Source organism: Streptomyces sp. NPDC002888, assembly GCF_042888465.1.
GTDB lineage: Bacteria > Actinomycetota > Actinomycetes > Streptomycetales > Streptomycetaceae > Streptomyces.
The window spans coordinates 127,758-153,401 of record NZ_JBIAPU010000031.1 but is presented as its reverse complement, the minus strand read 5'-3'; the positions used below and the strand labels follow the sequence as shown (position 1 = coordinate 153,401).

General features: G+C 71.2%; 24 protein-coding genes and 1 pseudogene. 14 read left to right on the top strand and 11 right to left on the bottom strand.

Annotation, left to right across the window (positions count from 1 at the left end; translation table 11 throughout):
- Window positions 1-79: 79 nt before the first annotated feature.
- Genes ACFYWX_RS38105 through ACFYWX_RS38080 form a run of 6 tightly spaced genes read right to left on the bottom strand, consistent with a single transcriptional unit; the run spans window position 80 to window position 5,438 of the window.
- Window positions 80-1,237, bottom strand: a complete 1,158-nt coding sequence (locus ACFYWX_RS38105) for an acyl-CoA dehydrogenase family protein (RefSeq protein ID WP_389429511.1) — start codon at window positions 1,235-1,237, stop codon at window positions 80-82.
- 28 nt (window positions 1,238-1,265) lie between these two features.
- Window positions 1,266-1,784 (bottom strand): DoxX family protein, encoded by a 519-nt coding sequence (locus ACFYWX_RS38100; RefSeq protein ID WP_389429510.1) that lies wholly within the window; start codon window positions 1,782-1,784, stop codon window positions 1,266-1,268.
- The gene (locus ACFYWX_RS38095; protein WP_389429509.1) at window positions 1,781-2,692 is read right to left on the bottom strand and encodes an SDR family NAD(P)-dependent oxidoreductase; all 912 of its coding nucleotides are present in this window, start codon (window positions 2,690-2,692) and stop codon (window positions 1,781-1,783) included. The genes ACFYWX_RS38100 and ACFYWX_RS38095 overlap by 4 nt, the downstream gene beginning before the upstream one ends.
- A gap of 24 nt (window positions 2,693-2,716) precedes the next feature.
- Complete coding sequence (locus tag ACFYWX_RS38090; RefSeq protein ID WP_389429507.1) at window positions 2,717-3,871, bottom strand: CaiB/BaiF CoA transferase family protein; 1,155 nt, start codon at window positions 3,869-3,871, stop codon at window positions 2,717-2,719.
- A gap of 30 nt (window positions 3,872-3,901) precedes the next feature.
- Window positions 3,902-4,681, bottom strand: a complete 780-nt coding sequence (locus ACFYWX_RS38085) for an enoyl-CoA hydratase/isomerase family protein (RefSeq protein ID WP_389429505.1) — start codon at window positions 4,679-4,681, stop codon at window positions 3,902-3,904.
- A gap of 1 nt (window position 4,682) precedes the next feature.
- Window positions 4,683-5,438, bottom strand: a complete 756-nt coding sequence (locus tag ACFYWX_RS38080; RefSeq protein ID WP_389429503.1) for an SDR family NAD(P)-dependent oxidoreductase — start codon at window positions 5,436-5,438, stop codon at window positions 4,683-4,685.
- Between the two features lie 87 nt (window positions 5,439-5,525).
- On the opposite strand from ACFYWX_RS38080, the gene ACFYWX_RS38075 reads away from it, so the two are divergent.
- The 6 genes from ACFYWX_RS38075 (at window position 5,526) to ACFYWX_RS38050 (ending at window position 12,171) form a co-directional block, all read left to right on the top strand.
- Window positions 5,526-6,668, top strand: coding sequence for an acyl-CoA dehydrogenase family protein (locus ACFYWX_RS38075; RefSeq protein WP_389429501.1), 1,143 nt, complete (start codon window positions 5,526-5,528; stop codon window positions 6,666-6,668).
- Window positions 6,669-6,751: 83 nt separating this feature from the next.
- Complete coding sequence (locus ACFYWX_RS38070) at window positions 6,752-8,242, top strand: aldehyde dehydrogenase family protein (protein ID WP_389429500.1); 1,491 nt, start codon at window positions 6,752-6,754, stop codon at window positions 8,240-8,242.
- A 33-nt stretch (window positions 8,243-8,275) separates the two neighbouring features.
- Window positions 8,276-9,850 (top strand): AMP-binding protein, encoded by a 1,575-nt coding sequence (locus tag ACFYWX_RS38065; protein ID WP_389429498.1) that lies wholly within the window; start codon window positions 8,276-8,278, stop codon window positions 9,848-9,850.
- 4 nt (window positions 9,851-9,854) lie between these two features.
- Window positions 9,855-11,006, top strand: coding sequence for a thiolase family protein (locus ACFYWX_RS38060; protein WP_389429497.1), 1,152 nt, complete (start codon window positions 9,855-9,857; stop codon window positions 11,004-11,006).
- Window positions 11,003-11,404 carry a Zn-ribbon domain-containing OB-fold protein gene (locus ACFYWX_RS38055; protein ID WP_389429496.1) on the top strand — a complete coding sequence of 134 codons (402 nt, stop codon included), beginning with the start codon at window positions 11,003-11,005 and terminating at the stop codon, window positions 11,402-11,404. The genes ACFYWX_RS38060 and ACFYWX_RS38055 overlap by 4 nt, the downstream gene beginning before the upstream one ends.
- A 17-nt stretch (window positions 11,405-11,421) precedes the next feature.
- A complete protein-coding gene (locus ACFYWX_RS38050; RefSeq protein WP_389429495.1) occupies window positions 11,422-12,171 on the top strand; it encodes a FadR/GntR family transcriptional regulator in 750 nt (249 codons plus the stop codon).
- 4 nt (window positions 12,172-12,175) lie between these two features.
- Here the strand turns inward: ACFYWX_RS38050 and ACFYWX_RS38045 are convergent, their stop codons facing one another.
- Genes ACFYWX_RS38045 through ACFYWX_RS38035 form a run of 3 tightly spaced genes read right to left on the bottom strand, consistent with a single transcriptional unit; the run spans window position 12,176 to window position 15,120 of the window.
- Complete coding sequence (locus ACFYWX_RS38045) at window positions 12,176-13,198, bottom strand: LLM class F420-dependent oxidoreductase (protein WP_389429493.1); 1,023 nt, start codon at window positions 13,196-13,198, stop codon at window positions 12,176-12,178.
- Window positions 13,195-14,331, bottom strand: a complete 1,137-nt coding sequence (locus tag ACFYWX_RS38040) for an acyl-CoA dehydrogenase family protein (protein ID WP_389429491.1) — start codon at window positions 14,329-14,331, stop codon at window positions 13,195-13,197. The genes ACFYWX_RS38045 and ACFYWX_RS38040 overlap by 4 nt, the downstream gene beginning before the upstream one ends.
- Window positions 14,332-14,334: 3 nt before the next feature.
- Window positions 14,335-15,120 carry an enoyl-CoA hydratase/isomerase family protein gene (locus ACFYWX_RS38035; protein ID WP_389429490.1) on the bottom strand — a complete coding sequence of 262 codons (786 nt, stop codon included), beginning with the start codon at window positions 15,118-15,120 and terminating at the stop codon, window positions 14,335-14,337.
- Window positions 15,121-15,230: 110 nt separating this feature from the next.
- On the opposite strand from ACFYWX_RS38035, the gene ACFYWX_RS38030 reads away from it, so the two are divergent.
- Window positions 15,231-16,085: a crotonase/enoyl-CoA hydratase family protein gene (locus ACFYWX_RS38030; protein ID WP_389429488.1), complete on the top strand. Its 855-nt coding sequence runs from the start codon at window positions 15,231-15,233 to the stop codon at window positions 16,083-16,085.
- A gap of 108 nt (window positions 16,086-16,193) precedes the next feature.
- Complete coding sequence (locus tag ACFYWX_RS38025) at window positions 16,194-17,603, top strand: glycoside hydrolase family 1 protein (protein ID WP_389429487.1); 1,410 nt, start codon at window positions 16,194-16,196, stop codon at window positions 17,601-17,603.
- On the opposite strand, the gene ACFYWX_RS38020 is transcribed toward ACFYWX_RS38025, so the two are convergent.
- Window positions 17,582-18,082, bottom strand: a complete 501-nt coding sequence (locus ACFYWX_RS38020) for a MaoC family dehydratase (RefSeq protein WP_389429486.1) — start codon at window positions 18,080-18,082, stop codon at window positions 17,582-17,584. The genes ACFYWX_RS38025 and ACFYWX_RS38020 overlap by 22 nt on opposite strands.
- Before the next feature lie 28 nt (window positions 18,083-18,110).
- On the bottom strand, window positions 18,111-18,932 hold the full coding sequence (locus tag ACFYWX_RS38015; protein ID WP_389429485.1) for an enoyl-CoA hydratase/isomerase family protein: 822 nt from the start codon (window positions 18,930-18,932) through the stop codon (window positions 18,111-18,113).
- A 108-nt stretch (window positions 18,933-19,040) separates the two neighbouring features.
- On the opposite strand from ACFYWX_RS38015, the gene ACFYWX_RS38010 reads away from it, so the two are divergent.
- The 6 genes and pseudogenes from ACFYWX_RS38010 (at window position 19,041) to ACFYWX_RS37985 (ending at window position 25,485) form a co-directional block, all read left to right on the top strand.
- Window positions 19,041-20,159 carry an acyl-CoA dehydrogenase family protein gene (locus tag ACFYWX_RS38010; protein WP_389429483.1) on the top strand — a complete coding sequence of 373 codons (1,119 nt, stop codon included), beginning with the start codon at window positions 19,041-19,043 and terminating at the stop codon, window positions 20,157-20,159.
- A 19-nt stretch (window positions 20,160-20,178) separates the two neighbouring features.
- Entirely contained in the window at window positions 20,179-21,357 is a 1,179-nt protein-coding gene (locus tag ACFYWX_RS38005) for an acyl-CoA dehydrogenase family protein (protein WP_389429482.1), read from the top strand.
- The gene (locus ACFYWX_RS38000; RefSeq protein WP_389429480.1) at window positions 21,354-21,866 is read left to right on the top strand and encodes a nuclear transport factor 2 family protein; all 513 of its coding nucleotides are present in this window, start codon (window positions 21,354-21,356) and stop codon (window positions 21,864-21,866) included. Before ACFYWX_RS38005 ends, ACFYWX_RS38000 begins: the two co-directional genes overlap by 4 nt.
- Entirely contained in the window at window positions 21,866-22,627 is a 762-nt protein-coding gene (locus ACFYWX_RS37995; RefSeq protein ID WP_389429479.1) for an SDR family NAD(P)-dependent oxidoreductase, read from the top strand. Before ACFYWX_RS38000 ends, ACFYWX_RS37995 begins: the two co-directional genes overlap by 1 nt.
- Window positions 22,628-22,830: 203 nt before the next feature.
- Window positions 22,831-23,973 carry an FAD-dependent oxidoreductase gene (locus ACFYWX_RS37990; protein ID WP_389429478.1) on the top strand — a complete coding sequence of 381 codons (1,143 nt, stop codon included), beginning with the start codon at window positions 22,831-22,833 and terminating at the stop codon, window positions 23,971-23,973.
- Window positions 23,966-25,485: pseudogene (locus ACFYWX_RS37985) on the top strand (FAD-dependent monooxygenase). The gene ACFYWX_RS37990 and the pseudogene ACFYWX_RS37985 overlap by 8 nt, the downstream one beginning before the upstream one ends.
- The last annotated feature ends 159 nt before the right edge of the window (window positions 25,486-25,644 follow it).

The window sequence follows — 25,644 nt, the reverse complement described above, 5'->3', positions numbered from 1 at the left end:
CCGCGCCGGCGCCCCCCGCCCCCCCCCCCCCGCCCCCCCCCCCCCCCCCCCCCCCCCCCCCCCCCCCCCGCCGTGTTGCTCAGCCGCGCGCCACCTCGCCCAGCAGTGCCTTCGCGATGATGACCTGCTGGATCTGGCTGGTGCCCTCGTAGATGCGGAACAGCCGGGCGTCGCGGTAGAAGCGCTCGACGGCGACCCCGCGCATGTAGCCCGCGCCGCCGTGGATCTGCACGGCCCGGTCCGCGACCCGCCAGACCATCTCGCTGGCGAAGTACTTCGTGCAGGACGGGCCGATCTTGGTGTCGGTGCCGGCGTCGAAGGCGCGGGCAGCCTCCAGGACGGTGGCGCGTCCGGCGTAGTAGTCGGTCATGGAGTCGGCGATCAGGCCCTGGACGAGCTGGAAGGAGCCGATCACCCTGCCGGACTGGCGGCGGGTGCGGGCGTACTCGACCGACTCGTCGACCAGGCGCTCGGCCATGCCCACGCAGAGGGACGAGATGTGCACGCGGCCGTGCGCGATACAGCCCATCGCCGTGGCGAAGCCGCGGTTCAGGCCGTCCTCGCCGCCGACGAGGGCGGAGTCCGGTACGCGTACGTCGTCGAAGTACACGTCCGCGGTCCAGGCGCCGAATTGGCCCATCTTGTGGTCCTTGGGAGCCACGGTGAGGCCCGGAGTGCCGGCCGGGACCAGGAACGTCGAGATGCCGCGGGTACGCGGGGCGTCGGGGTCGGTGCGGGCGAAGACCATGAAGACGTCGGCGAGCGGGGCGTTGGTGATGTACCGCTTGGCGCCGTTGATCACCCACTCGTCGCCGTCCCGGTACGCCTTCGTGGTGAGGGTCGAGGGATCCGAACCCGCGTCCGGCTCGGTGAGCGCGAACGACGCCAGGACCTCGCCCGAGGCGATCTTCGGCAGCCACTGCGCCTTCTGCTCCTCCGTGCCGCCGACCATCAGGACGTGTCCGGCGATGCCGTTGTTCGTCCCGAACATCGAGCGCAGCGACGGGGTCGTGTACCCCAGCTCGAACATCAACTGGGCTTCCTCGTACATCGACAGGCCGAGTCCGCCGTACTCCTCGGGCAGCGCGAAGCCGAACAGGCCCATCTTCCTGGCCGCCTCGCGGATGTCCGCGGGCATCTCGTCCTTCTCGTCGATCTCCGCCTCGAGCGGCACGACGCGCTCCCTGACGAAGCGCCGGACCTCGGACAGCACCGCGCTGAAGTCAGCCGCGTCCATGTCGACTCCCTGATAAGCCTGGTTGCATTCAGTGATCTGTTGTGGTTTCGTCCGGCTTCTGCTCCGGCCGGTAGCACGCCGCCAGCAGCGCCGCCGCACTCGCCGTTCCGATGCCGGCGGCGAGCAACGCCGGACCCACGCCCGCGCGTTGGCGGCGCAGCAGCCCGTCGAGCGAGTACCTGCCGTTGCCCAGCGCCGCCAGCGCCACGGCCGCGCCGCCCACCACGCCGACGTACTCCCAGCCGCCCTTGAACACGAAGAAACCCTTGCCGCGGTGGTCGGTCCGCGCGGCCACGGCCATCAGGCCGACGGCCGCCGCCGCGGGGAGGGGGTTCGCCGCGCCCAGGGCGATGCCGACGCCTGCCGCCATCTCGGTTCCTGCGGCCATCCGGGCGTGTATCTCGGCGGGCTTGAGGCCCAACGACTCGAACCAGCCTGTCGTGCCCCTGAGCCCGCCCGGCCCGGCGACCTTGTTCCAGCCGTGCGCGAAGAGCATCGGGCCCAGCGTCGCGCGCAGGACGAGAGCGGCGGCGTCGTGGCCCTTCACTGGCCCACTCCCGTGGCTCGGCCCGCGGGTGCGACGCCGTACAACCGCGGTACGGCGTCGACGAGTTCTTCGTGTGTGAGCGCCTTGCCGGACTCGCTGGGATGGACGCCTGCGACGCTCCAGCCCTGGAGCCGGTTCAGCCGGTTGCCCTCGATCCGCAGGACCTGGCCGGTCAGCCACGCAGCGCTGTCGGAGGCCAGGTAGACGACGACACCGGAGGCGTTGGCGGGATCGCGCGGGTCGAAGTCGTCGACGGCCTGGAGGGACGCGCCGACGGACAGGCCGTCCGTCATCCGCGTGGCCGCGATCGGTGAGATGGCGTTCGCGGTGACGCCGTACCGACGCATCTCCAGGGCCGTGAGGACCGTGAGCCCCGCGATTCCGGCTTTCGCGGCACCGTAGTTGGACTGGCCCTGGTTGCCGAACAGGCCGGTCCCGGACGTCGTGTTGATCACGCGTCCGGCGACGCGCTCACCCCGCTTCGACGCCTCACGCCAGTACGCGCACGCGTGCCGCGTGAGCGCGAAGGTGCCCTTCAGGTGCACCGCGATCACGGTGTCGAATTCGGCCTCGCTCATCGAGAACAGCATGCGGTCGCGCACGATGCCCGCGTTGTTCACGACGACGTCGAGCCGCCCGAACTCCGCGACGGTGTCCGCGACCAGGGTCTCGGTCGCCGCCCAGTCCGTCACCGACGCGTGATTGGCGACCGCCCGCCCGCCGAGCTTGGTGATCTCGGTGACCACGTCGTCGGCGGGGGAGTCGCCGGTCCGTTCACCGTGCACGCCCGAGCCGAGATCGTTCACCACCACGGTCGCGCCGGCCTCGGCGAGGGCCAGGCAGTGCGCCCGGCCCAGCCCTCTGCCGCCGCCGGTCACGATGGCGACCTTGTCGTCGAGGATGCCCACGTCCTGCCTCCTGGATCTATGAGTTCAGTCGAGTTCGCGGAGTACGTCGTCGGTGTGCTCGCCGAGCGTCGGCGCACCGGTGTGCGGCTTGTCGTCCACGCCCCAGAAGCTGACCGGCGTCGCCACCGTCCGCAGCGGCGGCGCGTCACCCATGCCCGGCTGCTCGACGAACGCCCCCACCGCCTCCGCCTGCGGGTCGGCCGCCACTTCCGCGAGGGTCTGCACGGGCGCCCACCACACCTCTTCGGCGTCGAGCCGCTCCGCCCACTCCTCCAGCGGCCGCTGCGCGAACTCCTCGTCGAACACGGCGATCAGCTCGCGTACGTGTCCGCGTCGGGCCCTGCCCGTCGCGAACCGCTCGTCGTCCGACAGGTCCTCGCGGCCGAGCGCCTTGACGACACCGGGCCAGTGCCGGTTGCCCTCCAGGCCGACCAGCCAGAACCAGCGGTCGTCGGCGGCCCGGTAGCAGTTGTAGAGCGGGGACTCGTGCTCGGTGCGGTGGCGGGTGCGGCCGCGCCTGCCGAAGAAGTTCTGCAGGGCCAGGTCGTTGCCGTTGGCGTACGTCCCGGACCGCAGCAGCGACACGTCCACCACGCCGCCCTCGCCGGTGCGTTCGCGGCGCAGCAGCGCGGCCAGTACGCCGGCCACCAGGTTGGAGGCAGCCGTACGGTCGCCGAGGCCGGGGCGGATGCCGGGCGGTGGCTCCCCGGCCGGGTTGAGCATGGCGGCGATGCCGGGGCGGGCCCAGAAGGCGGACACGTCGTACCCGGCACGGTCACGCTCGGCGCCGGTCCAGCCGTAGCCCGTCAGCGTGCCGACGACCAGGCGGGGATGGCGGGCCCGAAGCTCGTCCGGGGCCAGGCCCAACCGCTCCAGCGCGCCCGGGCGGAGGTTGGTGACGAAGACATCGGCGCGCTCCAGCAGCCGCTCCAGCACGCCCTTGCCGTCCTCCGAGCGCAGGTCGAGCACGATGCCGCGCTTGCCGCGGTTGTCGGTCTCGAACGGGGGTGCGCTGTCGATGTCCTGGCCGACGTGCTGGAGCGTGTACCGGTTGGGGTCGCCGGTCGGCGCCTCCACCTTGACCACGTCCGCGCCCCAGTCCGCGAGCATCGTGGCCGCGGCCGGGGCCGCCACCCACATGCCCAGCTCGACGACGGAAATGCCCTCCAGTGGCCGCACGGCCCACCTCCCTCTCTGTCGGTACGCCCGCTACATGCCGCGGAAGTCGCCGGGGCGGCGCTCCCGGAAGGCCTTCAGCCCCTCGGCCCGGTCCTCGGTGGAGAACAGCACCGAGACGGTCTCGCGCTCGTAGGCGATCGCCGCCTCCAGGCCCATACCGAGCCCGTGGTCGATCAGCCGCTTGCCCGCCGCGAGCGCCAGCGGAGCTCCGGCCGCCAGCGCGGCGGCCAGCGCCTCGGCGGCGGCGAGCGCGCCGCCGGGCTCGGCGAGCTCGTTGACCAGCCCCAGCTCCCAGGCCCGCGCAGCGTCGATCGGTTCGCCGGTGAGGATCATCTGCTTGGCGATGGCCGTCGGCAGCAGTCGCGGCAGCCGCTGTGTGCCGCCCGCGCCCGGCAGCACGCCGAGCTTCATCTCGGGCAGGCCCAGCCTGGTGCCGCGCTCGGCCACCCGCAGGTCGCAGGCGAGGGCCAGCTCCAGACCGCCGCCGAAGGCGAACCCGTGGACGGCCGCGACCGAGGGCTTGGGGAAGTCCTCCAGGAGCGCGTACGCCTCGGTCAGGCGCCCCACGAACGCACGGAACTGGCCGGGCGCCGTGAACGACTCGATCTCAGCGAGGTCTGCACCGGCCGAGAAGGCGCGGCCCGCCCCGGCCACGACCAGGGCGCGTACGTCGTCGTTGTGGCGTACGTCGGCGAGGGCTTGTTTCAGCAGCTCCACGGTCTCGGAGCCGACGGCGTTGAGGCGCTCGGCCCGATCCAGGGTCAACACGGCGATCCGGTCCCGGAGTTCGACGCGCAGCACGGTGCTCACCTCAGACCATCGTGAGGCCGCCGCTGACCGAGAGCGTCTGCCCGGTCACGTAGGCGGCGTCGTCGGACGCGAGGAAGGCCACCACACCGGCGATCTCGGCGGGTTGGGCGACGCGACGCAGCGGGATCGCCCGTACGGTCGCGTCGTACATCTTCTGGCTGTAGTCGGCGACCTGCCCGAGCAGGGCGGTGTCGGTCGGCCCGGGACAGACGCTGTTCACGGTGATGCCGTGCCGGGCGACCTCGCGGGCGAGCGCCTTGCCGAAGGCGATCACGCCGCCCTTCGTCGCGGAGTACACGACCTCTCCGGAGGAGCCGACCCGGCCGGCGTCCGAGGCGATGTGAACGATCCGCCCGCCGCCGCGCTCGATCATCGAGTCGAGCACGGCCCGGGTCACCGTGATCGTGCCGCGCAGATTGACGGCGATGATCCGGTCCCAGGTCTCCTCGGCGCTGTCGACGAAGCGGCCGATGACGTCGACGGCCGCGTTGTTGACCAGGACGTCCACCGGTCCGAGTTCGGCGGTCACGTGTTCCACGGCCGCGCGCACGGCCGCGCCGTCGGAGATGTCCGCGCCGACCCCGGTTGCGCGCACCCCGTACCGCTCGGCGAGGCCGGCCGCGACCTTTACGGCGGCCTCCGCGTCCACGTCGCAAACGGCGACCGAGGCTCCATGAGCGGCCAGCGCGTCGGCGATCGCCTCGCCGATCCCGCGGCCCGCCCCGGTGACGAGCGCCACCTTGTCCCGTACGCTCACGCGTCCTCCCTCGCCCAGGTCTCGATACAGCGCTATCGTATAACTACTTCAGCTAAATAAGCGAGATGCCTGAGTGGGGAGACGAGCATGCGCCGTACGATCTTCACCGAGGAGCACGAGCTGTTCCGGGAGACCGCCCGCTCCTACTACCTGCGCGAATGCGCCCCGTACGCCGAGCAGTGGGAGCGCGACGGCCAGGTGAGCCGGGTCGCGTGGGCGGCCGCGGGCAAGGCCGGGCTCATCGGCTGGCAGTTCCCGGAGGAGTACGGCGGACAGGGAATCCGGGACTTCCGCTACAACGCGATCATGGCCGAGGAGATGGCGGCCACGAGCTCGGTCGGCATCGGGCTCGGGCTGCAGAACGACGTCATCCCGCCCTACCTGACGAACCTCACCACCCCGGAGCAGAAGGCCCGTTGGCTGCCCGGCGTGACCAGCGGCGAGACGATCTGTGCCCTCGCCCTGTCGGAGCCGGCCGCCGGGTCCGACCTCAAGGGCATCCGCACCACCGCCCGCCGGGACGGCGACGAATGGGTCATCGACGGGTCCAAGACCTTCATCACCAACGGCATCCTGGCCGACCTGGTCATCGTCGCCTGCAAGACCGACCCCGACGCCGGGCACAGGGGCATCAGCCTGATCGTCGTCGAACGCGACACCGAGGGCTTCGAACGCGGACGCAAGCTCGACAAGGTCGGGATGAAGGCCCAGGACACCGCCGAGCTCTTCTTCCGCGAGGTTCGCGTTCCCGTCGAGAACCTGATCGGGCAGGAGGGGCGCGGTTTCTACCACATGATGGGCAACCTCCCCACCGAGCGCCTCGCCATCGCCGTCTCCTCGCTCGCGGCGGCCGAGCGGGCCTTCGAGCTGGCCCTGGAGTACGCCAGGACGCGCACGGCGTTCGGCCAACCCATCGGGGAGTTCCAGGCCAACAGGTTCGCGCTGGCCGACATCAAGGCCCGCCTGAGTGCCGCCCGGGTCTACGTCGACGGCTGCATCATGGCCCTCGTCGAGGGCGAGCTGACCGCCGAGGAGGCCGCAGCGGCCAAGTACTGGACCTCGGAGACCGCGTGGGAGGTCATCGACCGCTGTATGCAGCTCTTCGGCGGCTACGGCTACGTCAACGAGTACGAGATCGCGCGCATCTGGCGTGACAGCCGGGTGCAGCGCGTCTTCGGCGGGACCTCGGAGATCATGCAGGAGATCGTCGGCCGGTCGCTGGGACTGTGACGCGCGGGTGAACTCATTGACTGCCTTGGATAAATAGGTTAGCTATTTAACCTAGATGTGGGACGCGGCTCTAGGAGGCATCCGTGGTCACGGTCGACGTGAAGCTGCACCAGGACAGAGCCGAACACGATCTGCCGCAGCCACGGCTGGTCATCGGCGGCAAGGACGTCACCGACACGAGCGGCGGCCTCTACGAGCACCGCAACCCGGCCACCGGCCTGGTCCAGGCACGCATCCCGCTGGCCGGCGCCATCGAGGTGGACCGCGCCGTGACCGCCGCCCGGCAGGCCTTCGAGGTGTGGGGAACCATGCGCCCCGCCGAGCGCCGCCGACTGCTCACCCGCTTCGCCGGGCTGCTCCGCGACCACATTCCCGACTTCGCGGCCATCTGCCCGCTGGAGAACGGTGTCTGCGTCGGCGGCTGGGCGGAGAACGTCGGACCGCACGTCGCCGAGTGGACCGAGTACTACGCCGGCTGGGCGGACAAGATCGAGGGCATGGTCGGCGCGGCCTACAGCCCGCACGAGAACGTCGAGTACACCCTCGCCGAGCCGTACGGCGTCGTCGGCCACATCATCACCTGGAACTCGCCCGCCCTGTCGCTGGCGATGAAGGTCCCGCCCTCGCTCGCCGCCGGCAACACCGTCGTCATCAAACCGGCCGAGTCCACGCCGTTCTCCGCGCTGCTCTTCGCCGACCTGGCCCACGAGGCCGGCATCCCCGAGGGCGTCGTCAACGTCGTCACAGGGCTCGGCGACGCGGGATCGGCCCTGGTGACGCACCCCGGCGTGGACAAGATCTCCTTCACCGGCGGGCCCGCCACCGCGCGCCGCATCATGGCCGACGCGGCACTGAGCCTCAAGCCCGTCGTGTTCGAACTGGGCGGCAAGTCCGCCAACCTGCTCTTCGCCGACACCGACCTGGACACCGTCGTGCCGTACTGCGCCGCCTTCGCCATGAGCAACACGGGCCAGGGCTGCGCACTGCCCACCCGCCTGCTCGTCGAGCGCCCGATCTACGAAGAGGTCGTCGCGCGCGTCGCCGGAGTGGTCGCCCACCTGCCCGTCGGCGACCCGCTCGACCCCACGACGTACATCGGTCCCCTCATCAACGAAGCCGCCCGCGACCGTGTCCAGGGCGTGATCGACAAAGCGGTCGAGGGCGGCGCGGGCCGACTCGTGTTCGGCGGCGAACGCATCGCATCCGACGGCTACTTCGTCGCCCCGACCGTCTTCGCGGACGTCGACAACCGCAGTGACCTCGCCCGGCAGGAGATCTTCGGGCCCGTCCTGGCCATCACCCCGTTCGACACGGAGGACCAGGCCGTCGCCCTCGCCAACGACACCGAGTACGGCCTGTCCGCCTACATCCAGAGCCGCGACATCGCACGCGTCAACCGCCTGGTGCCGCGCCTGAAGGCCGGGACGGTCTACGTCAACCCCGGCCCGAACCCGATCACTTCGCCCGCCACACCGTTCGGTGGAGTGGGCATCAGTGGGTTCGGCCGGGAGGGCGGCAAGGCCGGACTGGACGAGTTCATCAACGTCAAGGGCGTAGGCGTCGGCCGCGTCTGACATTCGACCTTCGAAGCCTTGGGAGCCAACAGCATGCATCGCGCCCGCCGCCTGACGTTCGGCGACATCATCCGTGAGCACCGCAGGTCGTACCCCGACGGCATCGCCCTCGTCGACGGCGACGTCCGGCTCACCTGGCCGCAGTTGGACGAGCGCACCAACCGACTCGCCCACGCCCTCACGGACGCCGGGGTCGGGCCGGGCGACCGCATCCTGTGGCTGGGCCAGAACTCCTTCCGGATCTGGGAGCTGCTAGGAGCCGCCGCGAAGATCGGCGCCATGGTCTGTCCTGGCTACTGGCGCTGGGCCGCCCCCGAAATGGCCTTCGCCGTCGAGGACTTCGACCCCCGTGTCGTCGTCTGGCAGGACGAGGAGATCGGCGACACGGTCGGCAAGGCACGGGCCGAACTGGGCAGCGACCACCACGCGTTGTGGCTCCGGCACGACACCGAGGGCCCGGATTCCTACGAGTCCTTCCTGGCCTCCGGTTCCGCCGAGGACCCGGCCGTCGACGTCGACCCGGACTCGGCGCTCCTGGTCATCTACACCGCGGCGATCTCAGGCCGGCAGTCCGGCTCGATGCTCTCGCACCGCAACCTGCTCACGATGGGCGCGAGCGCCGCCTGGATGGGCGACATCGGCCGGGAGACCGCCTTCCTGGGTGCCGGACCGATGTTCCACATCGGCAACTACCAGTTCTGGGGCGTCCCGGCCTTCGTGCACGGCGGCAAGAACGTCGTCGTCCGCCGCGTGGTCGCCGAGGAACTGCTGCCACTCCTGGCGGGCGAACAGTGCACCCACGCGTACCTGATGCCGCCGACCATCGCGCAGCTCGTCGAGCTGAACCGCGAGGCGGGCCACGACCTGTCCCGGCTCAGGGCGAGTGTGGCCGCCCCGCTGTGGCAGGGCACCGTCCCCACCGACGAGAGCCGCTTCACCCGCAACGGCGGCGGCGAGGGCCGCGGCTACGGACAGACCGAGGTCACCGGCTTCGCCGTCACCGGCGCCTACGGCGGCACGGGCGCCGGCAACGCGGGACGGCCGGGGCCCTTCACCGCCGTACGCGTCCTCGACGGCACCGGCGAGGAATGCGCGGTCGGCGAGGCGGGCGAGATCTGCGTCCGCGGCGACCTCGTGCACCTCGGCTACTGGAACCGGCCCGAGATCAACGAGGAGCGCTTCCGCTTCGGCTGGTGGCACACCACCGACCTCGGACGCCGCGAGCCCGACGGCACGATCAGCTTCCTCGGCACGACGACCCGCATGCTCAAGTCGGCGGCCGAGAACATCTTCCCGGCCGAGGTGGAGAATTGCATCGAGTCGCACCCCGCCGTCAAGGAGGCCGCCGTGATCGGCGTGCCCAACGAGCGCTGGGCGCAGGACGTCAAGGCCGTCGTCGTGCTCCGGGCGGGCGCCGGGCCGGTCACGGCCGAGGATGTCATCGAGCACTGCCGGGCGCGGATCGCCTCGTACAAGAAGCCGAAGACGGTGGAGTTCGTCGAGGCGCTGCCGCGCACCAAGGACTTCGCCAAGGACTACGAGGCGCTCGACGCAAGCTTCGGCGGTGGCGGCTATCCGGGCGGCGACACACTCGGCGCGGGACGGTGACGCCGTGAACGGCCGCCTGCCCGTGGTCGTCGGTGTGTACGCCACCGAGCAGGCCCTGTCCCTCCCGCACCGCGACGCGATGGACCTCGCCCTCGAAGCGGTGCGCGGCGCCGTCGAGGACGCCGGGCTGACCCCGGCGGACGTCGACGGCGCCCAGGTCGACTGGCCGGGCCCGGGAGGCGTCCCGGGCGAGGGCAGCTCCTGGGCCCGGATGCTCGGCCGGGACCTGCGCTGGACCAGTGACTCCATGCTCGACAACGCCGGCTCGCGGGGACTGCTGAAGGCCGCGGCGGCGATCCGCGCCGGGTTCGCGGACACCGTCGTGGTCGGCGGCTGCAAGCTGGTCTCGCGCGGGGCGGGTCCCGTCGGGGCCGGTGTGCCGCTGGAGTTCGCCGACGTGTGGGGCAGCTATGTCGTCGCCCAGTTCGCGCTGGTGGCGGCCCGGCACATGCACGAGTACGGGACGACCTCCCGCCAGCTCGCGGAGGTCGCCGCCACGATCCGCAACAACGGCACGACCAACCCGGAGGCGATGATGTACGGCCGCGGCCCGTACACCGCCGACGACGTGCTCGCCTCCCGCATGGTGGCCACGCCTTTCCACCTGCTGGACTGCTGCATCGTCGGCGAGGGCGGCGCGGCCCTCGTGGTGACCACCGCCGAACGGGCCCGCCACCTGCCGCACCCACCGGTCGCCGTACTCGGCGGCGGCATGGAGTACCACCAGGCCGCATACGCCAACCCCGCCCTGTACCGGGAGGTCGGGCAACTCGGACGGGACGCCGCCACCCGCGCCTACGCCATGGCGGGCGCCGGCCCGCACGATGTGGACGTCTTCTCCCTCTACGACCCCAACTCCTTCGAGGTCATCCGCCAGTTGGAGGCCCTCGGGCTGTGCGGGGAAGGGGAGGGCGGACCGCTGGCCGCCAGTGGCGCCATCGCCGTCGGCGGCAAGCATCCCGTCAATCCCGACGGCGGCTGTCTGTCGTACTCCTGGAACGGGACACAGCAGATGACGCTCAAAGTCGTCGAGGCGGTACGGCAGTTGCGGGGAACGGCCGTGCACCAGGTCGAGGGCGCGGAGCTGGCGGTCGTCGGCAACGCCGGATCCGGGGCGCAGCACTACGAGATGAGCGTGCTGGGGAGGATGCGATGAGCCGCCCCGTGCCCGTGCCCACCCCGCTGTCCCGGCCGTTCTGGGACGCGGCCCGGCGCGGCGAGCTGGTCGTGCCGCAGTGCCCGGGCTGCGGCCTGCGCTTCTTCGTCCCCGAGCCCGCCTGCCCCGGGTGCATGGGGCGGGACTGGCGGTACGCGCCCAGCGCGGGCCGGGGGACCGTCTACGCGGTGACCGTCGTCCACCGCGCACCCGGCCCGGGCTTCGACACACCCTTCGCGCTCGCCGTGGTGGACCTCGACGACGGCGCGACCCTGCTCACCCACGTCGACGCAGGCGATCCGGACGACGTCGTCATCGGCATGCGCGTACGGGTCGACTTCCGGCCCTTCACCGACGAGATCACCCTGCCGTACTTCGTACCGGACACGAGCGACTGAGGGCGGAGGTGGGCGCCATGGCGAACACGCCGGTACGGGTCCCCAAGATGGCCGAGCTGGTGGCGGCGCAGCTGCGCCGCAAGATCGTGCGCGGGGAGCTGACGGAAGGGGAGGCGCTGCCGGCGGAGACGGCCCTGATGGCCGAGTTCGCCGTCTCGCGGCCGACGCTGCGCGAGGCGTTCCGGGTGCTGGAGTCCGAGTCCCTGATCAGCGTGCGCCGGGGTGCCCGCGGCGGCGCACGCGTGCAGGTCCCGGAGGGCACGGTGGCCGCCCGCTACGCGGGGGTGGTCCTTGAGTACCGGGGCACGACCCTCAAGGACGTCTACGACGCCCGTACGGTCATCGAGGCGCCGTGCGCCGGTCTGCTGGCCGAGCGGCGCACGGACGAGGACCTTCAGCGGCTGCGGGCCGCCGTCGCCGAGGCAGAGCGGCTCATGGACGACCCGTCGGCCTTCATCCGCGCCCACATGGAGTTCCACGCCCTCGTCGTCGAACTCGCGGGCAACGAGACGCTGAGCGTCCTCAACGGCATGGTCCGGCACATCATCGACCAGGCGAACTGGTCCCACGTCGACCTCGACGCCGGAACCCCCGAGAACATCCGGGCCAACCGCAGGGGCTTCCGCGCCCACGGTGCGCTCGTCGACCTGGTGGCCGCCGGCCGCGCCGAGGCCGCCGAGGAGCTGTGGCGCGTCCACCTCCAGGAGGCCGAGGACTATCTGCTGCAGAACAGGTCCATGACGACTGTCCTGGACCTGCTCGGCTGACCGGTCAGCTGTCGCGCAGCTCCCGCACGATCGGCTCCCACACCTCGGCGTCGATCTCGTACGCGGTGTAGAAGGAAACGCGGTCGACCAGTGACCCATATCGGCGCCGGATCTCGCCCGCGACCTGGTCCGGCTCCGCCACGACGGCGAAGGTGTGCAGGACATCGTCGTCGACGAGCCCTCCCATCGCCTCCCACTTGTCCTCGCGTGCCGACTTCGACAGGGAGTTGAGCTCGTCGCCGAGCTCGCCCCAGCCGTGCAGCTCCAGGACGCCGCGGTAGGCGGGCGTGCTGCCGTAGAAGGCGATCTGGCGGCGGGTGCCGTCCACCGCGCGGGCCATCTCCTCCTCGGTGCGCCCGGTCGCGGTCAGCAGCAGATGGGAGACGGAGAAGTCGCCGCGCGTGCGGCCCGACTGGTCGAGGCCCGCCCGTACCGTCGGCAGGGTCACCTCACGCAGGTACCGCTCGGTGGTGAAGCCGTGCGCCAGGAGACCGTCGGCGACCTCGCCCGCCACCCTGGTCATCGCCTCGCCGACCGCGGCCACGAACACCTTGGGCGCGCCACCGGGCGCGGGCGGGGGAGAGAAGAACGGGGACATCAACGTGTGCGTGTAGAAGTCGCCGCGGAAGTCGAGCTTCTCGCCCTCGTTCCAGGCGGCCCAGACGGCCCGCAGCACGCTCACGTACTCCCGCATGCGGGCCGCGGGCCGGCTCCACGGCATCGAGAAGCGCCGCTCGATGTGCGGCTTGATCTGACTGCCGAGGCCGAGTGAGAGGCGGCCGCCGGAGTAGGCCTGCAAATCGTGGGCCGTGTAGGCGAGTTGCATGGGGGAGCGGGCGAAGGCGACCGCGATGGCGGTGCCGACCTCGAGGCGGTCGGTGTGCTCGGCCGCGAGCAGCAGGGGCAGGAACGGGTCGTGCTTGGACTCCGACGCCCACAGGCCGTCGTAGCCGGCCTTCTCGTGGTGTCTGGCCTCCTCGACGACCTCGGCGGTGCTCCACACGTTCAGCTTGCCGTCGACCTTCATGCCGCTCCTCCGACTGCTTCCATTCCGATGCGCCGTGCGAGCAGTTCCCGGTGGTACGCAGGATCCCCGAACAGCAGCTGTGACGTCTTGGCCCGCTTCAGATACAGGTGGGCCGGGTGCTCCCAGGTGAAGCCGATGCCGCCGTGCACCTGGATGTTCTCCGCCGTCGCCCGCAGGCAGGCGTCGGAGCAGAACGCCTTGGCCAGGCTCGCCACGGCGGGCAGCTCCGGGTCCTCGTTCTCGGCCGCGAGCAGTGCGTAGTGGGCGGCGGCACGCGCCGACTCCACCTCCAGCAGGACGTCGGCCAGAAGATGCTTCACGGCCTGGAAGGAGCCGATGGGCCGCCCGAACTGGTGCCTCACCTTGGCGTACTCCACCGCCATGTCGAGCGTCCGGGAGGCCACCCCGGCCTGCTCGGCGGCCAGCGTCACCGCGGCACGGTCGAGCACCCCGGACACGAGGTCCCATCCGTCGCCGTGCGTACGCAGCCGAGTCGCCCGAACGCCGACGTAGTGCAGGCGCGCCTGCCGCCGGGTCGGGTCCATCGTGGGCAGCGGCTCACGGGTGAGGCCGGGGGCGTCGCCGTCCACCCAGAAGATCCCGATGCCGTCATCGGTACGGGCCACGGTGAGGACGACATCGGCGGCGGCCCCGTCGAGGACGAACATCTTGTGTCCGGTCAGCACCCAACCACCCGTGGCTGCACGGGCGCTGAGCTGAACTCCCGGCGCATCCCAGCGGGCGGAGTCCTCGGTCAGGGCCAGGGTCGCGACGAGTTCGCCGGAGGCCAGCCCCGGCAACAGGCGCTCACGGGCGTCCTCGTCGGCGCAGCGCAGCAGCGTGGTCGTCGCCAGTACGGCCGAGGACAGGAACGGCGCGCACAGCAGAGCCCGGCCCATCTCCTCCATGACGACGCCCACTTCGACCGGCCCGCACCCGGCGCCGCCGTACTCCTCGGGGACGGCCAGCCCCTGGAGGCCGAGTTCCGTTCCCATGCGGCGCCACACCGCACGGTCGAAGCCCTCCGGGGTCTCCATCAGGCGCCGCACCTCGGTCTCGGGCGAGGTGTCCGCCAGGAACGCCCTTACGGTGCGCCGCAGTTCCTCCTGCTCGTCGCTGAAAGCGAAGTCCATGGTTCAGCCCTCCTCACCGGCTCGGCGACGGCCACGGGACGCGATGATCTTCTCCACCACGGCGATGTGGTCCGGTGCGTGCATGCTGTCCCGCTCGGCGAGCAGGGCCGGCTCCAGGACCTGGGCCATGGCCTGTTCGAGGTGCAGGTTCACCGCCCGCTTCGTCTCGCGCAGCGCCTGCGTGGGCAGGGCGGCCAGCCGGCCGGCCAGGTCCATGGCCTCGTCCAGGAGCTTGTCCTTGGGCACGGCACGGTTGGCGAGGCCCAGCCGGACAGCGTCCTCGGCGTTCACCCGTTCGCCGAGGAACAGCAGCTCCTTCGCGCGGGTCAGACCGACGAGCAGCGGCAGGACCAGTGCGCCTCCGTCGCCCGCGACGAGCCCGACCTGGACGTGCGGATCGGCGACGTAGGCGTCGTCGGCGATCAGGACGAGGTCGCTGAGCAGGGCCAGGCTGCAGCCGAGGCCGACGGCGGGTCCGTTGACCGCCGCGATCACCGGCAGTGGGCAGCGGACCATGCCGGTGATGATGCGCCGGGCCTCCTCGACGTTCCGCTCCCGGAAGGCGCGGTCGCGCTGGACCCGGGTCATGATGTCGAAGTTGCCCCCGGCGCTGAACGCGCGGCCGCGCCCGGTGAGCACGATCACCTGTGCCCCCGGGTCGGTGGCGAGCTCGTCCCACACCGAGGCGAGGCCGGAGTGCAGCTCCTCGCTCATCGCGTTCAGCTGCTCCGGCCGGTTCAGCTCGACCAGCCGGACCGGCCCGACGGCCGTCACCACCAGATCCGTCATCTCCACCGCCGCGTGAAACAGAATGAGTAAGTAGAGTTGAATGGTATAACTAATTAAGCTGGCTGGGAACCGGCTCGAACCGGATCCGCGAAGTGACGGAGGGTGCCCCCATGTATGAGACCGTGCGCACGGAGGTGGCGGACCGGATCCTCACCGTCACCCTCAACCGTCCGGAGAAGCTCAACGCCTTCGGGCCGCAGATGATGAGCGACCTGCTCGACGTCCTGGACACGGCCGACGCGGACGACGACGTCCGTGTGATCGTGGTGACCGGTGCGGGGCGCGGCTTCTGCGCGGGCGCCGACGTCAGCTCCGGTGGCTCGTCCTTCGACCACCGAAAGGCGGGCGCCTGGCACCGGGACACCGGCGGCCGGGTCGCACTGCGGATCTTCTCCAGCACCAAGCCGGTGATCGCGGCGATCAACGGCCCGGCGGCGGGCGTCGGGGCCAGCATGACCCTGCCCATGGACATCCGGCTGGCCTCGACCTCGGCGAAGTTCGGCTTCGTCTTCGCGCGCCGCGGCATCGTCCCGGAGTCGGCGGCGAGCTGGTTCCTGCCGCGGGCCGTGGGCATGCAGCGTGCCATGGAGTGGGTGACGACCGGCCGCGTCTTCGGCGCCGACGAGGCTCTCGCGGCCGGCCTGGTCCGCTCCGTGCACCCGCCGGAGGAGCTGCTGCCGGCGGCGTACGCACTCGCCCGGGAGATCGCCGACAACACCTCGGCGGTCTCGGTCGCCCTGTCACGCCAGATGATGTGGCGGATGCTCGGCGAGCCGCACCCCATGGCCGCGCACCGGCTCGACTCGCGGATCATGAGCCAGATCGGAGGCGGCCCGGACCCGGTGGAGGGTGTCGAGTCGTTCCTCGCCAAACGACCGCCCGCGTTTCCGGGCCGGGTCAGCAAGGACATGCCGGCCGTCTACCCCTGGTGGCAGGAGGAGGAGTTTCGCCCTCTCGGGGCGTAGCGGGGGACATCTGGCCGAAACATTGTCGTCGTCTGCTCGAGGTGTTAGCGTCCGGTCGGCGGGCATTCAGTTGAATGCGCTAAACCATTCACCGCCTGGACGGTAACCATGAGTGATGGTTTCCTGCACGTATCCCTGCGCGGTGTCGACTGGGGAGTCGCCACCGCCGACACCATGGCGGCCCCGCCGCCGCCCCCGCCGGAGCGCGGCGGACACTTCCGGGAGTGGACCGAGGACATCCGGCAGCTGGTCGGCGTTGCCCCGGACTCCCACCGCATGGTCGCGGGCTGGCCACGGCTCCAGCCCGAGGGCCCCGGGAGCTGGGACCGCGAGGCCCTGGACCGCTGCGACCGCGCGCTCGACTCCCTGCTCGCGCGCGGGACGCGGCCGAGCCTCACGCTGCTCGACCGCTCGCTTCCCCCCTGGCTGGACGCCGCCGGCGGCTGGCTCGCCCGCGACACCGCCGAGCACTTCGCCGAGTACGCCGCCGAGCTGGGCCGCCGCTTCGGCGACCGGGTGGAGCGCTGGATCACCTCCACCGACCTCGCCGGTCCCACGCTCGCCGACCATGTGGCCGGAATGTACTCACCGGGCCGGGGCGTCGGCCGGGCCGGGCTGCCCGCGGTCCACCACATCCTGCTCGCCAACGGGCTCGCCACCCACGCCCTCAGGGCCGCCGGCGCGCAGGGCCGGATCGGCACGACGGTCACCCTCGTCGGCGGCTACGCGGCCACCGACGACCCCTTCGACAAACTCGCCCTGGAGCGCCTGGAGAGCTGGACCAACCGTCTCTTCCTGGACCCGCTGCTGCTCGGTGAGCACATGGTGACCGAGGAGGACGTCGCGCCGGTGGCGGACACCGGCTGCGTCCACCCGGGCGACCTGGAGGTCATCGCCACCCCGCAGGACCTGCTGGGCCTGTCCTGGCACACCCCGTTCCGCGTCACCGCCCCCGAGAACCTGCCGCGCGCGCTGCCGGCCACCAAGTGTCTCGGCACCCTCAACGAGGTCAACCGCCTCCTCGTGGGCCTCGGCTTCGCGATCGTCCCCTTCGACGACGTGGAGACGACGGCGTACGGCTGGCCCATCGTCCCCGAAGGGCTCGCCGACGCCGTCGCCGGCCTCCACGACCTGTACGGAGACCTGCTGCCGCCGCTGTCCGTGATCGACAACGGCATGGGCGACCTGGACCTGGTCGACGAGACCGGACACAGCGACGACGCCCGACGCCGGGCTCTCCTGCGCGCCAGGCTCACCTGGCTGGCCCGCCTCGTCACGGCCGGGGTGGACGTCTGCGGCTACGAGTACTGGTCGGTGCTCGACAACCTGGAGGCGAAGTTCCGCTACACCCAGCTGTACGCGATGGCCGTCCCCGACCACGAGCCCCCGCCGCGCCCCCCGATCCCGTCGGACTGGGTGAACGGGGGAGCGTTCGCCGTCGTGCCCGGCGAGGGTCGCGCGGCCGGACTGACCCTGGTGCCGGCCGCCGCGCGGACTCAGCGCGTCTCGGCCACGTAGTCCCGGCCCCGGATCAGCCGCACCGGCGTGTAGACGAGCACGTCCTCGTCCCGCTGGTTGCGTACGGTGATCCGGCTCGTCACCACCCCCCGGCCGGGCTTGCTGGACGGGCGGGAGCCGGTGGTCTCCACGACGGCGTACAGCGTGTCGCCGACGTACACCGGCCCCCGCACGGTCAGCTCCATGTGCAGGAAGGCGAGGCCGGTGCCGTGCAGCACGTTCGTCTGGAGCACGAGCCCTTCGGCGATGCAGTACGTCAGCGCGCCCGGCACGAGCCGGCCGGTGTAGCCGCCGTCCGCCGCGTGCGAGGCGTCCCAGAAGAGCGGTTCGTTGAAGCCGCCCCAGGTGATGAAGTTGACCAGGTCGGTCTCGGTGACGGTGCGGCGGGCCGTCCGGAAGACCTGCCCGACCGGCATCTCCTCGTAGGTCAACCCCCGTACCAGCGGCGGCACTTCGATGATGCGTTCTTCCGTCGTCATGGTGTCTTCCTTTTCCGTACGGGACCCGTCACAGATCGAGCGGGTGCTTGTCGCCCACGCCCTCGAAGTCCGGGGCTCGCTTGTCGCGGTGGGCGGCCAGGCCTTCGGTGACCTCGTGACCGGCGAACCCGAAGAACTCCAGCCCGAGCGAGGCCTCGAAGATCGGCTGCGCGGTGCGGTACCAGTGGTTGAGGGACCGTTTGGTCCAGCTGACGGCGCTGGCGGGCCCGGCGGCCAGGGCGGTCGCCACGCGCAGCGCCTCGGTGTGCACGTCCGCGTCGTCCACGCACTTCGACACCAGCCCGATCCGCTCGGCCTCCTCACCGGTGAGCGTCTCGCAGGTCAGCAGGTAGTACTTGGCCTTGGCCATGCCGCACAGCAGCGGCCAGCAGATGGCCGCGTGGTCGCCGGCCGCGACACCGAGGCGGGTGTGCCCGTCGACGATCTTCGCCGTACGGGCCGCGATCGAGATGTCCGCGAGCATGCCGATGACGAGCCCTGCACCGACCGCCGGGCCGTGGATCGCGGAGACGACCGGCTTGGAGCAGTTGAGCACTCCGTAGACCATGTCCCGCGCCTCGCGCATCACCCGGGCGCGCACCGCGTAGTCCTCGGTCATGGCCTCGATGGAGTCGAAGGTCCCGCCCGCCGAGAACGCCCGGCCCGCCCCCTGGACCAGCACCGCACGGGTCTGCTCGTCCCGGTCCACGACGGGCCAGACGTCCGCCAGCTCACCGTGCATCCGAGGGTCCACGGCATTGAGGTTCGGTGCGTCGAGCACGATACGGAGCACGCCGGGCGCGGGCCGCTCGAAGGTCAGGCTCGTGAACGGGGCGTAGAGATCGGGCACGTCGCGCTCCTGGTGTATTCAGTGCGGATACTATAATTATCTAACTGTATCGAGCGGCGAGCGGCAAGCGGGCGGCAGCCCGCCCGCACCGAGGACGGGAAGCTCGGCATGGATCTCACCTTCAGCGAGGAACAGGACGAACTGCGCAAGGTCGTACGGTCGTTCCTCGCCAAGCACTCCGGCGAGACGGACGTACGCCGCCTCGCCGCCGACCCGCGCGGCCACGACCCCGTCGTCTGGCACCGCATGGCCGGCGAACTCGGCCTCCAGGCCCTCGCCGTACCGGAGGAGTACGGCGGCTCCGGCTTCGGCTACGTCGACCTCGGCATCGTCTTCGAGGAGGCGGGCCGCGCCCTGCTGTGCGGCCCGTACCTCGCCACCGTCGCCCTGGCCGCCGAGGCCCTGCTGCGCTGCGACGACGAACAGGCCCGACGTGACCTCCTGCCGGGCATCGCGTCCGGCGAGACGGTGGCCACGCTGGCGCTCACCGAGGACAGCGGCCGCTGGGACGCCCCTGGCATTCGGCTCGCCGCCCACGAGCAGGGCGGCGGTTGGCGGCTGACCGGCGCGAAGACCTACGTCCCCGACGGACACCTCGCCGACCTGCTCCTGGTCGCCGCCCGTACCCCCTCCGGCATCAGCCTCCTCGCGGTCGACGCCGACGCACCGGGCCTGGTCCGCACGCCCCTCCCCACCCTCGACCAGACCCGGAAACAGGCAAGGGTGGAGTTCACGGACACCCCCGCCCGTCTGCTCGGTACCGAGGGCACGGCCTGGCCCGCCCTCGAACGCACCCTCGCCACCGCCTCCGTCCTGCTCGCCGCCGAACAGGCCGGGGGAGCGGCCGCCGCTCTGGACGCCGCCGTGGACTACGCACGCATCCGCGTGCAGTACGGCCGGCCCATCGGCTCGTTCCAGGGGATCAAGCACAAGTGCGCCGACATGCTGGTGGAGATCGAGTCCGCCCGCTCGGCCGCCTACGCCGGACTGTGGGCGCTGGACGCCGGGGACGACACGGAGATCGCCGTCGCGGCGGCCCTCGCCCAGGCGTTCTGCTCCGAGGCGTTCACCAAGGTCGCCTGCGATGCCATCCAGGTCCACGGCGGGATCGGCTTCACCTGGGAACACCCCGCACATCTGTACTTCAAGCGGGCCAAGAGCTCCGAGGTGCTGCTCGGCACACCGTCGTACCACCGGGAGCTGCTCGCCACCCGGCTCGGCATCTGACCTCAGCAAAGGAGCTGGCATGGAGCTGGACTTCGGGCCCGCCGTACGCGTCTTCCGCGACGAACTGCGGGACTGGCTCGCCGACCACCTCGTGGGGGAGTTCGCCGAGCACCGGGGCGTGGGCGGCCCCACCGACGGCGCGGCCTGGGAGGTCCGACTCGCCTGGGACCGCGAACTGTCGGCCGGTGACTGGCTGGGCGTCGGCTGGCCGCGCGAGTACGGCGGACGCGGACTCGGCCTCCTCGAGGAGATCGTCTTCGAGTACGAGTACGCCCGCGCAAACGCTCCCTACCGGGCCACGGTCAACGCCCTCGACCTGCTCGGCCCGATGCTCCTCAAGATGGGCGACGAGACGCACAAGAAACGCTTCCTGCCCCCGATCCTCGCCGTCGAGGAACTGTGGGGCCAGGGCTTCAGCGAACCGGGAGCCGGCTCCGACCTGGCGTCCGTGCGAACGCGGGCGGAACGCGACGGCGACGAGTGGGTGGTCAACGGGCAGAAGGTGTGGACCTCCTTCGGCATGCACGCCGACTGGCTCTACCTCCTCACCCGCACCGACCCGGACTCCCAGCGGCACAAGGGCCTGACCATGCTGCTCCTGCCCACCGACCAGCCGGGCGTGGACATCCGCCCCATCCGCAACCTGGCCGGGCAGGACGAGTTCGCCGAGGTCTTCCTCTCCGACGCGCGCACCGGCGCGGACATGGTCGTCGGAGAGGTCGGCGAGGGCTGGCGCACGGCGATGGCCACGCTGGGCATCGAACGCGGCACCACACTGCTGCCCCAGCAGCTCACCTTCGAGCGGGAGGCGGATGCGCTGATCCACCTGGCACGGGACAGGGGCGCCCTCGACGATCCGATGCTGCGCCGCCGGATCGTGGACGCCTGGATCTCCGTACGCATCATGCGCACCACCAACCTCCGTACCCTCGCCGAACTGACCGCAGGCCGTACACCGGGGGCACAGGCCACCACGGCCAAGCTGTACGCCTCGACGCGCCATCAGCAACTCGGCCATCTGGCAATGGAGTTGGCCGGGCCGGCCGGACAGATCGTCGGCGAGGACTACGGCCTGGACACCCGGCAGCGCTCCTTCCTGCTCTCGCTCGCGGAGACCATCTACGGCGGGTCCAGCGAGATCCAGCGCAACATCATCGGGGAGCAACTCCTCGGCCTGCCGAAGGAGCCCCGGCCGTGACGTCGATCGAAGAACGGCTCGACCGTGTTGAGTCGCACCTGGCCATCCAGCAGTTGCCGGTGCGGTACGCGCTGGCCGTCGACGCCCGTGACCTCGACGCGTGGGTGGGCTGTTTCCGGCCCGACGTGGACATGGGACGCCTCGGCCCCGGCCGCGAGACGCTGCGCGCGTACATCGACCCCCTCGTCCGTGGCTTCCACCGGTCGGTCCACCAGATCTGCGGCCATCGGATCGAGTTCACCGGCCGCGACACGGCCACCGGATCCGTCTACTGCCGTGCCGAGCACGAGGTGGGGGAGCGGTGGATCGTCATGGCCATCCGCTATCTCGATGAGTACGCGCGCGTGGACGGCGAGTGGTACTTCTCCCGGCGCCGTGAGCAGCACTGGTACGCGGTCGATGTGACCGAGCGCCCGCAAGGGGTGGGATTCAGCGGCTGGGAGGGTGCCGGCGAACCGGCGCTGCCGGATGCTTTTCCCTCCTGGGCGGCCTTCTGGAAGGAGACGTGATGGGACGGTTGTCCGGGAAGACGGCGCTGGTCACCGGCGGAGGGCAAGGCGTGGGGCGCGGTATCGCGCTCGCGCTGGCAGCCGAGGGAGCGGCCGTCGCGATCACCGGCCGGACCGAGGGCACGCTGAAGGACACGGCGGGGGAGATCGTCGAGCGCGGCGGCAGGGCGCACATCGTGGTCGGTGATGTGGGCGAGCGCGGCGACGTCGACCGCATGGTGGCCGAGACGGTACGGGAGTTCGGCGGCCTCGACGCGCTCGTCAACAACGCGCAGAGCTCGGTCCAGCGCCGGCTGGAGGAGACGTCGTACGCCGACGTCGAACTCACCTACCGCAGTGGCCCATTGGCGACCTTCCACGCCATGCAGTCCGCCCTGCCGCACCTGAAGGCCAGCCGAGGCTGCATCGTCAACCTCGGTTCGTCGGCCGCGGTGCAGGGCGAGGTGAGCTTCGGGGCGTACGCGATGGCCAAGGAGGCCATCCGGGGGCTGACGCGGGTCGCGGCGCGGGAGTGGGGGGCCTACGGGATCCGTGTGAACGTCGTCTGCCCGGCCGCGCTGAGTCCGGCGGCGGAGGCGTACTTCGCCGCCCATCCGGAGAAGGCCGAACACGTACTGGCCGGCATTCCGCTGGGGCGGATGGGCGACCCGGAGACGGACATCGGCCGGGCGGTGGCCGCGCTGGTCGGCGACGACATGGCATACCTGACGGGTGCGACGCTGATGCTGGAGGGCGGGCGGATGCTGAGTGCCGGTTTCTGAACATCCGCGTCAGATCGTGCGCTGATCCTCTCCTGGCTGATCGGCGCCGTGGCCCGGAGGGATCGGGCGGTGGAGCCGCGGTGTCGGTCATATGTCGGGGGCTGTCGGTCCGGTGTCGGCGGCTTGTCGGCGTGGGTCTGGAACCTGTCCAGAGATCCTGCCGGGTGCCCATCCGGCAGGCGTGCGACAGGCAAGGAATCACCATGACCACTCACGTCACGATCATCGGCGCCGGCCTCGGAGGACTGACCCTCGCCCGCGTCCTCCACGTCCACGGCATCCCGGCCACGGTCTACGAGGCGGAGGCCTCACCGACGGCGCGCGCGCAGGGCGGGATGCTCGACATCCACGACTACAACGGTCAACCGGCTCTGCGTGCGGCGGGCCTGATGGACGAGTTCCGCCGCCTCGTCCTGGAGGGCCGTCAGGCGATGCGGATCCTCGACCCGGACGGGACCGTCCTGTTCGACAAAGCCGACGACGGCACGGGCGGACGCCCCGAAGTGCTGCGCGGCGAGCTGCGACAGATCCTGCTCGACTCACTACCTGTCGGCACCGTCCGGTGGGGCCACAAGGTCAGCGGCGTGCGTGCCCTCGGCGAAGGACGCCACGAGGTGACCTTCGCCGACGGCACCACCGTCGTCACCAGCCTGCTGGTCGGCGCGGACGGCGCGTGGTCACGAGTCCGGCTGCTGCTCTTTGACGCCACACCCGAGTACGTCGGCAGGTCGGTCATCGAGACCTACCTGTTCGACAGCGACACCCGGCACCCCGCCACCGCGAAAGCGGTCGGCGGTGGGGCGCTGTTCGCGCTCGCGCCGGGCAAGGGGATCCAGGCTCACCGCGAGAGCGGCGCCACCCTCCACACCTACGTGGTGCTCACCGAGCCGCAGGACTGGTTCGCCGCCATCGATTTCACCGATGCCGCCGCGGCCACCGCGCGGATCGTCAGGGAGTTCGACGGCTGGGCACCGGAGCTCACCGCGCTGATCACCGACAGTGACACCGCACCGGTTCTGCGCCCCCTCTACGCCCTGTCGATCGGGCACCGGTGGGATCGGGCGCCGGGGGTGACCCTGCTCGGCGACGCCGCCCACCTCTCGGCCCCGAACGGCGAAGGCGCCAACCTGGCCATGCTCGACGGCGCCGACCTCGGCAAAGCCATCGCCGCCCACCCCGACGACGTCGAAGCCGCCCTCGCCGAGTACGAGCAGGCCATGTTCCCCCGCGGCACCGAAGCCGTCGCCGAAGGCACCCGGATTTACGAGCTCCTCTTCGGCGACGACGCACCCCACGGCCTGATCACCGCGTTCACGGGTTCCGCGGAAGGCATGTCTCATGCATGACGTAGTGATCGTCGGCGCCGGCCCGGTTGGTCTGTTCCTTGCCTGCGAGCTCGGCCTCGCGGGCTGCACTGTCCTGGTGCTCGAGCGGGAGCCGGAGCTCCGCTCCCCGTGGAAGGCGTACCCGCTCGGGATGCGGGGCCTGTCCGCCGCGTCGGTCGAGGCGTTCTACCGCCGCGGGATGCTGTACCCGCTGCTGACGGCGTCGGGCGTCGACGACGATCCCGGCCCGAACCCCGACGCGGACGATCCGTCGCCCCCTCGTGGCGTGGGCCACTTCGCCGGCATGATGCTCGATCCGGCCAAGGTCGACGTCGCCGCCCTGCCGTTCCGGCTTCCCGGCCCGGCACTGGAGGGCGTGATGACAAACCTCGAAGCGGTCGAGGCGGTGCTGTACGACCAGGCATCCAAGCTCGGCGTAGAGGTCAGGCGTGGTGCCACGGTCTCAGCCATCGCGCAGGACGATGAGAGCTGGTCGCGCAAGCCGGCGCGTACGAGTACACGGCGCGCTGGCTCGTCGGCTGCGATGGCGGACGCAGCACGGTGCGTCGGCTCGCAGGCTTCGACTTCGTCGGCACCGAGCCCCAGTTCACCGGCTACACCATGCACGCCACCATCGCCGATCCCGAGAAGCTGCGCCCTGGGTTCAACCTGACGCCGACGGGCACGTACCTCCAAACGCACATGAACGGGCACATCGGCGTGATGGAGTTCGACGGCGGCGCGTTCGACCGCTCGCAGCTGCCGACTCGCGGCCATCTCCAGGCGCTGCTGCGCCGTGTATCCGGCACCGACGTGACGCTGAGCGACGTCCATCTCGCCTCGAGCTTCACCGATCGGGCGATGCAGACGACGACCTACCGGCAGGGACGCGTCCTGCTCGCGGGCGACGCCGCGCACATCCACTCCCCCCTTGGCGGGCAGGGACTCAACCTCGGCATCGGTGACGCCATGAACCTGGGATGGAAGCTCGCGGCGACCGTGCGCGGGCACGCGCCGGACGGGCTTCTCGACACCTACACCCGCGAGCGCCATCCGATCGGTGCGGGGGTGCTCGACTGGTCGCGCGCCCAGGTGGCGACCATGAGGCCGGGCCCGCAGGCCCGGGCGATCCAAGGAGTGATACGCGACCTGATCGGGACCCGTGACGGAACGACCTACGTGTTCGAGAAGATATCGGGATCGTCCAACCGCTACGACCTCGGCAGCGAGCACCCGTTGGTCGGCCGCAGCGCCCCGGACTTTCGTCTTGAGGACGGCACTCGCCTCGGCGACCTGACGCAGGACGGACGAGGCGTCGCGCTCGATTTCAGCAGCGATCGGCGCCTGCACGGTCCGGCGACGAGGTGGGAGAGCCGGATCCGGTATGTGGCCGGGCCGGCGCGAAACGACCTCGGATTAGGGGCCGTGCTGGTCCGACCCGACGGCACAGTCGCCTGGGCAGGTGATCGCGACCCCGACCGTGAAGCGTTCGAGCGGGCCGTCGGCCATTGGTTCGGTAGTCCGGCAATCTAGTGCCCCAACAGGCAACGTTCGCCCCGTCGCGACGCCCGGCACGCACTCTCGCCGCACCGGCCGAAAGCCCAAGTACATCCAGTACGAGGACTTCCGGCCGGCACACCGAGAGCACGCTCCCCCACTCTCGGCTTCGCTCGAGCGGGAGGGACCCCCACG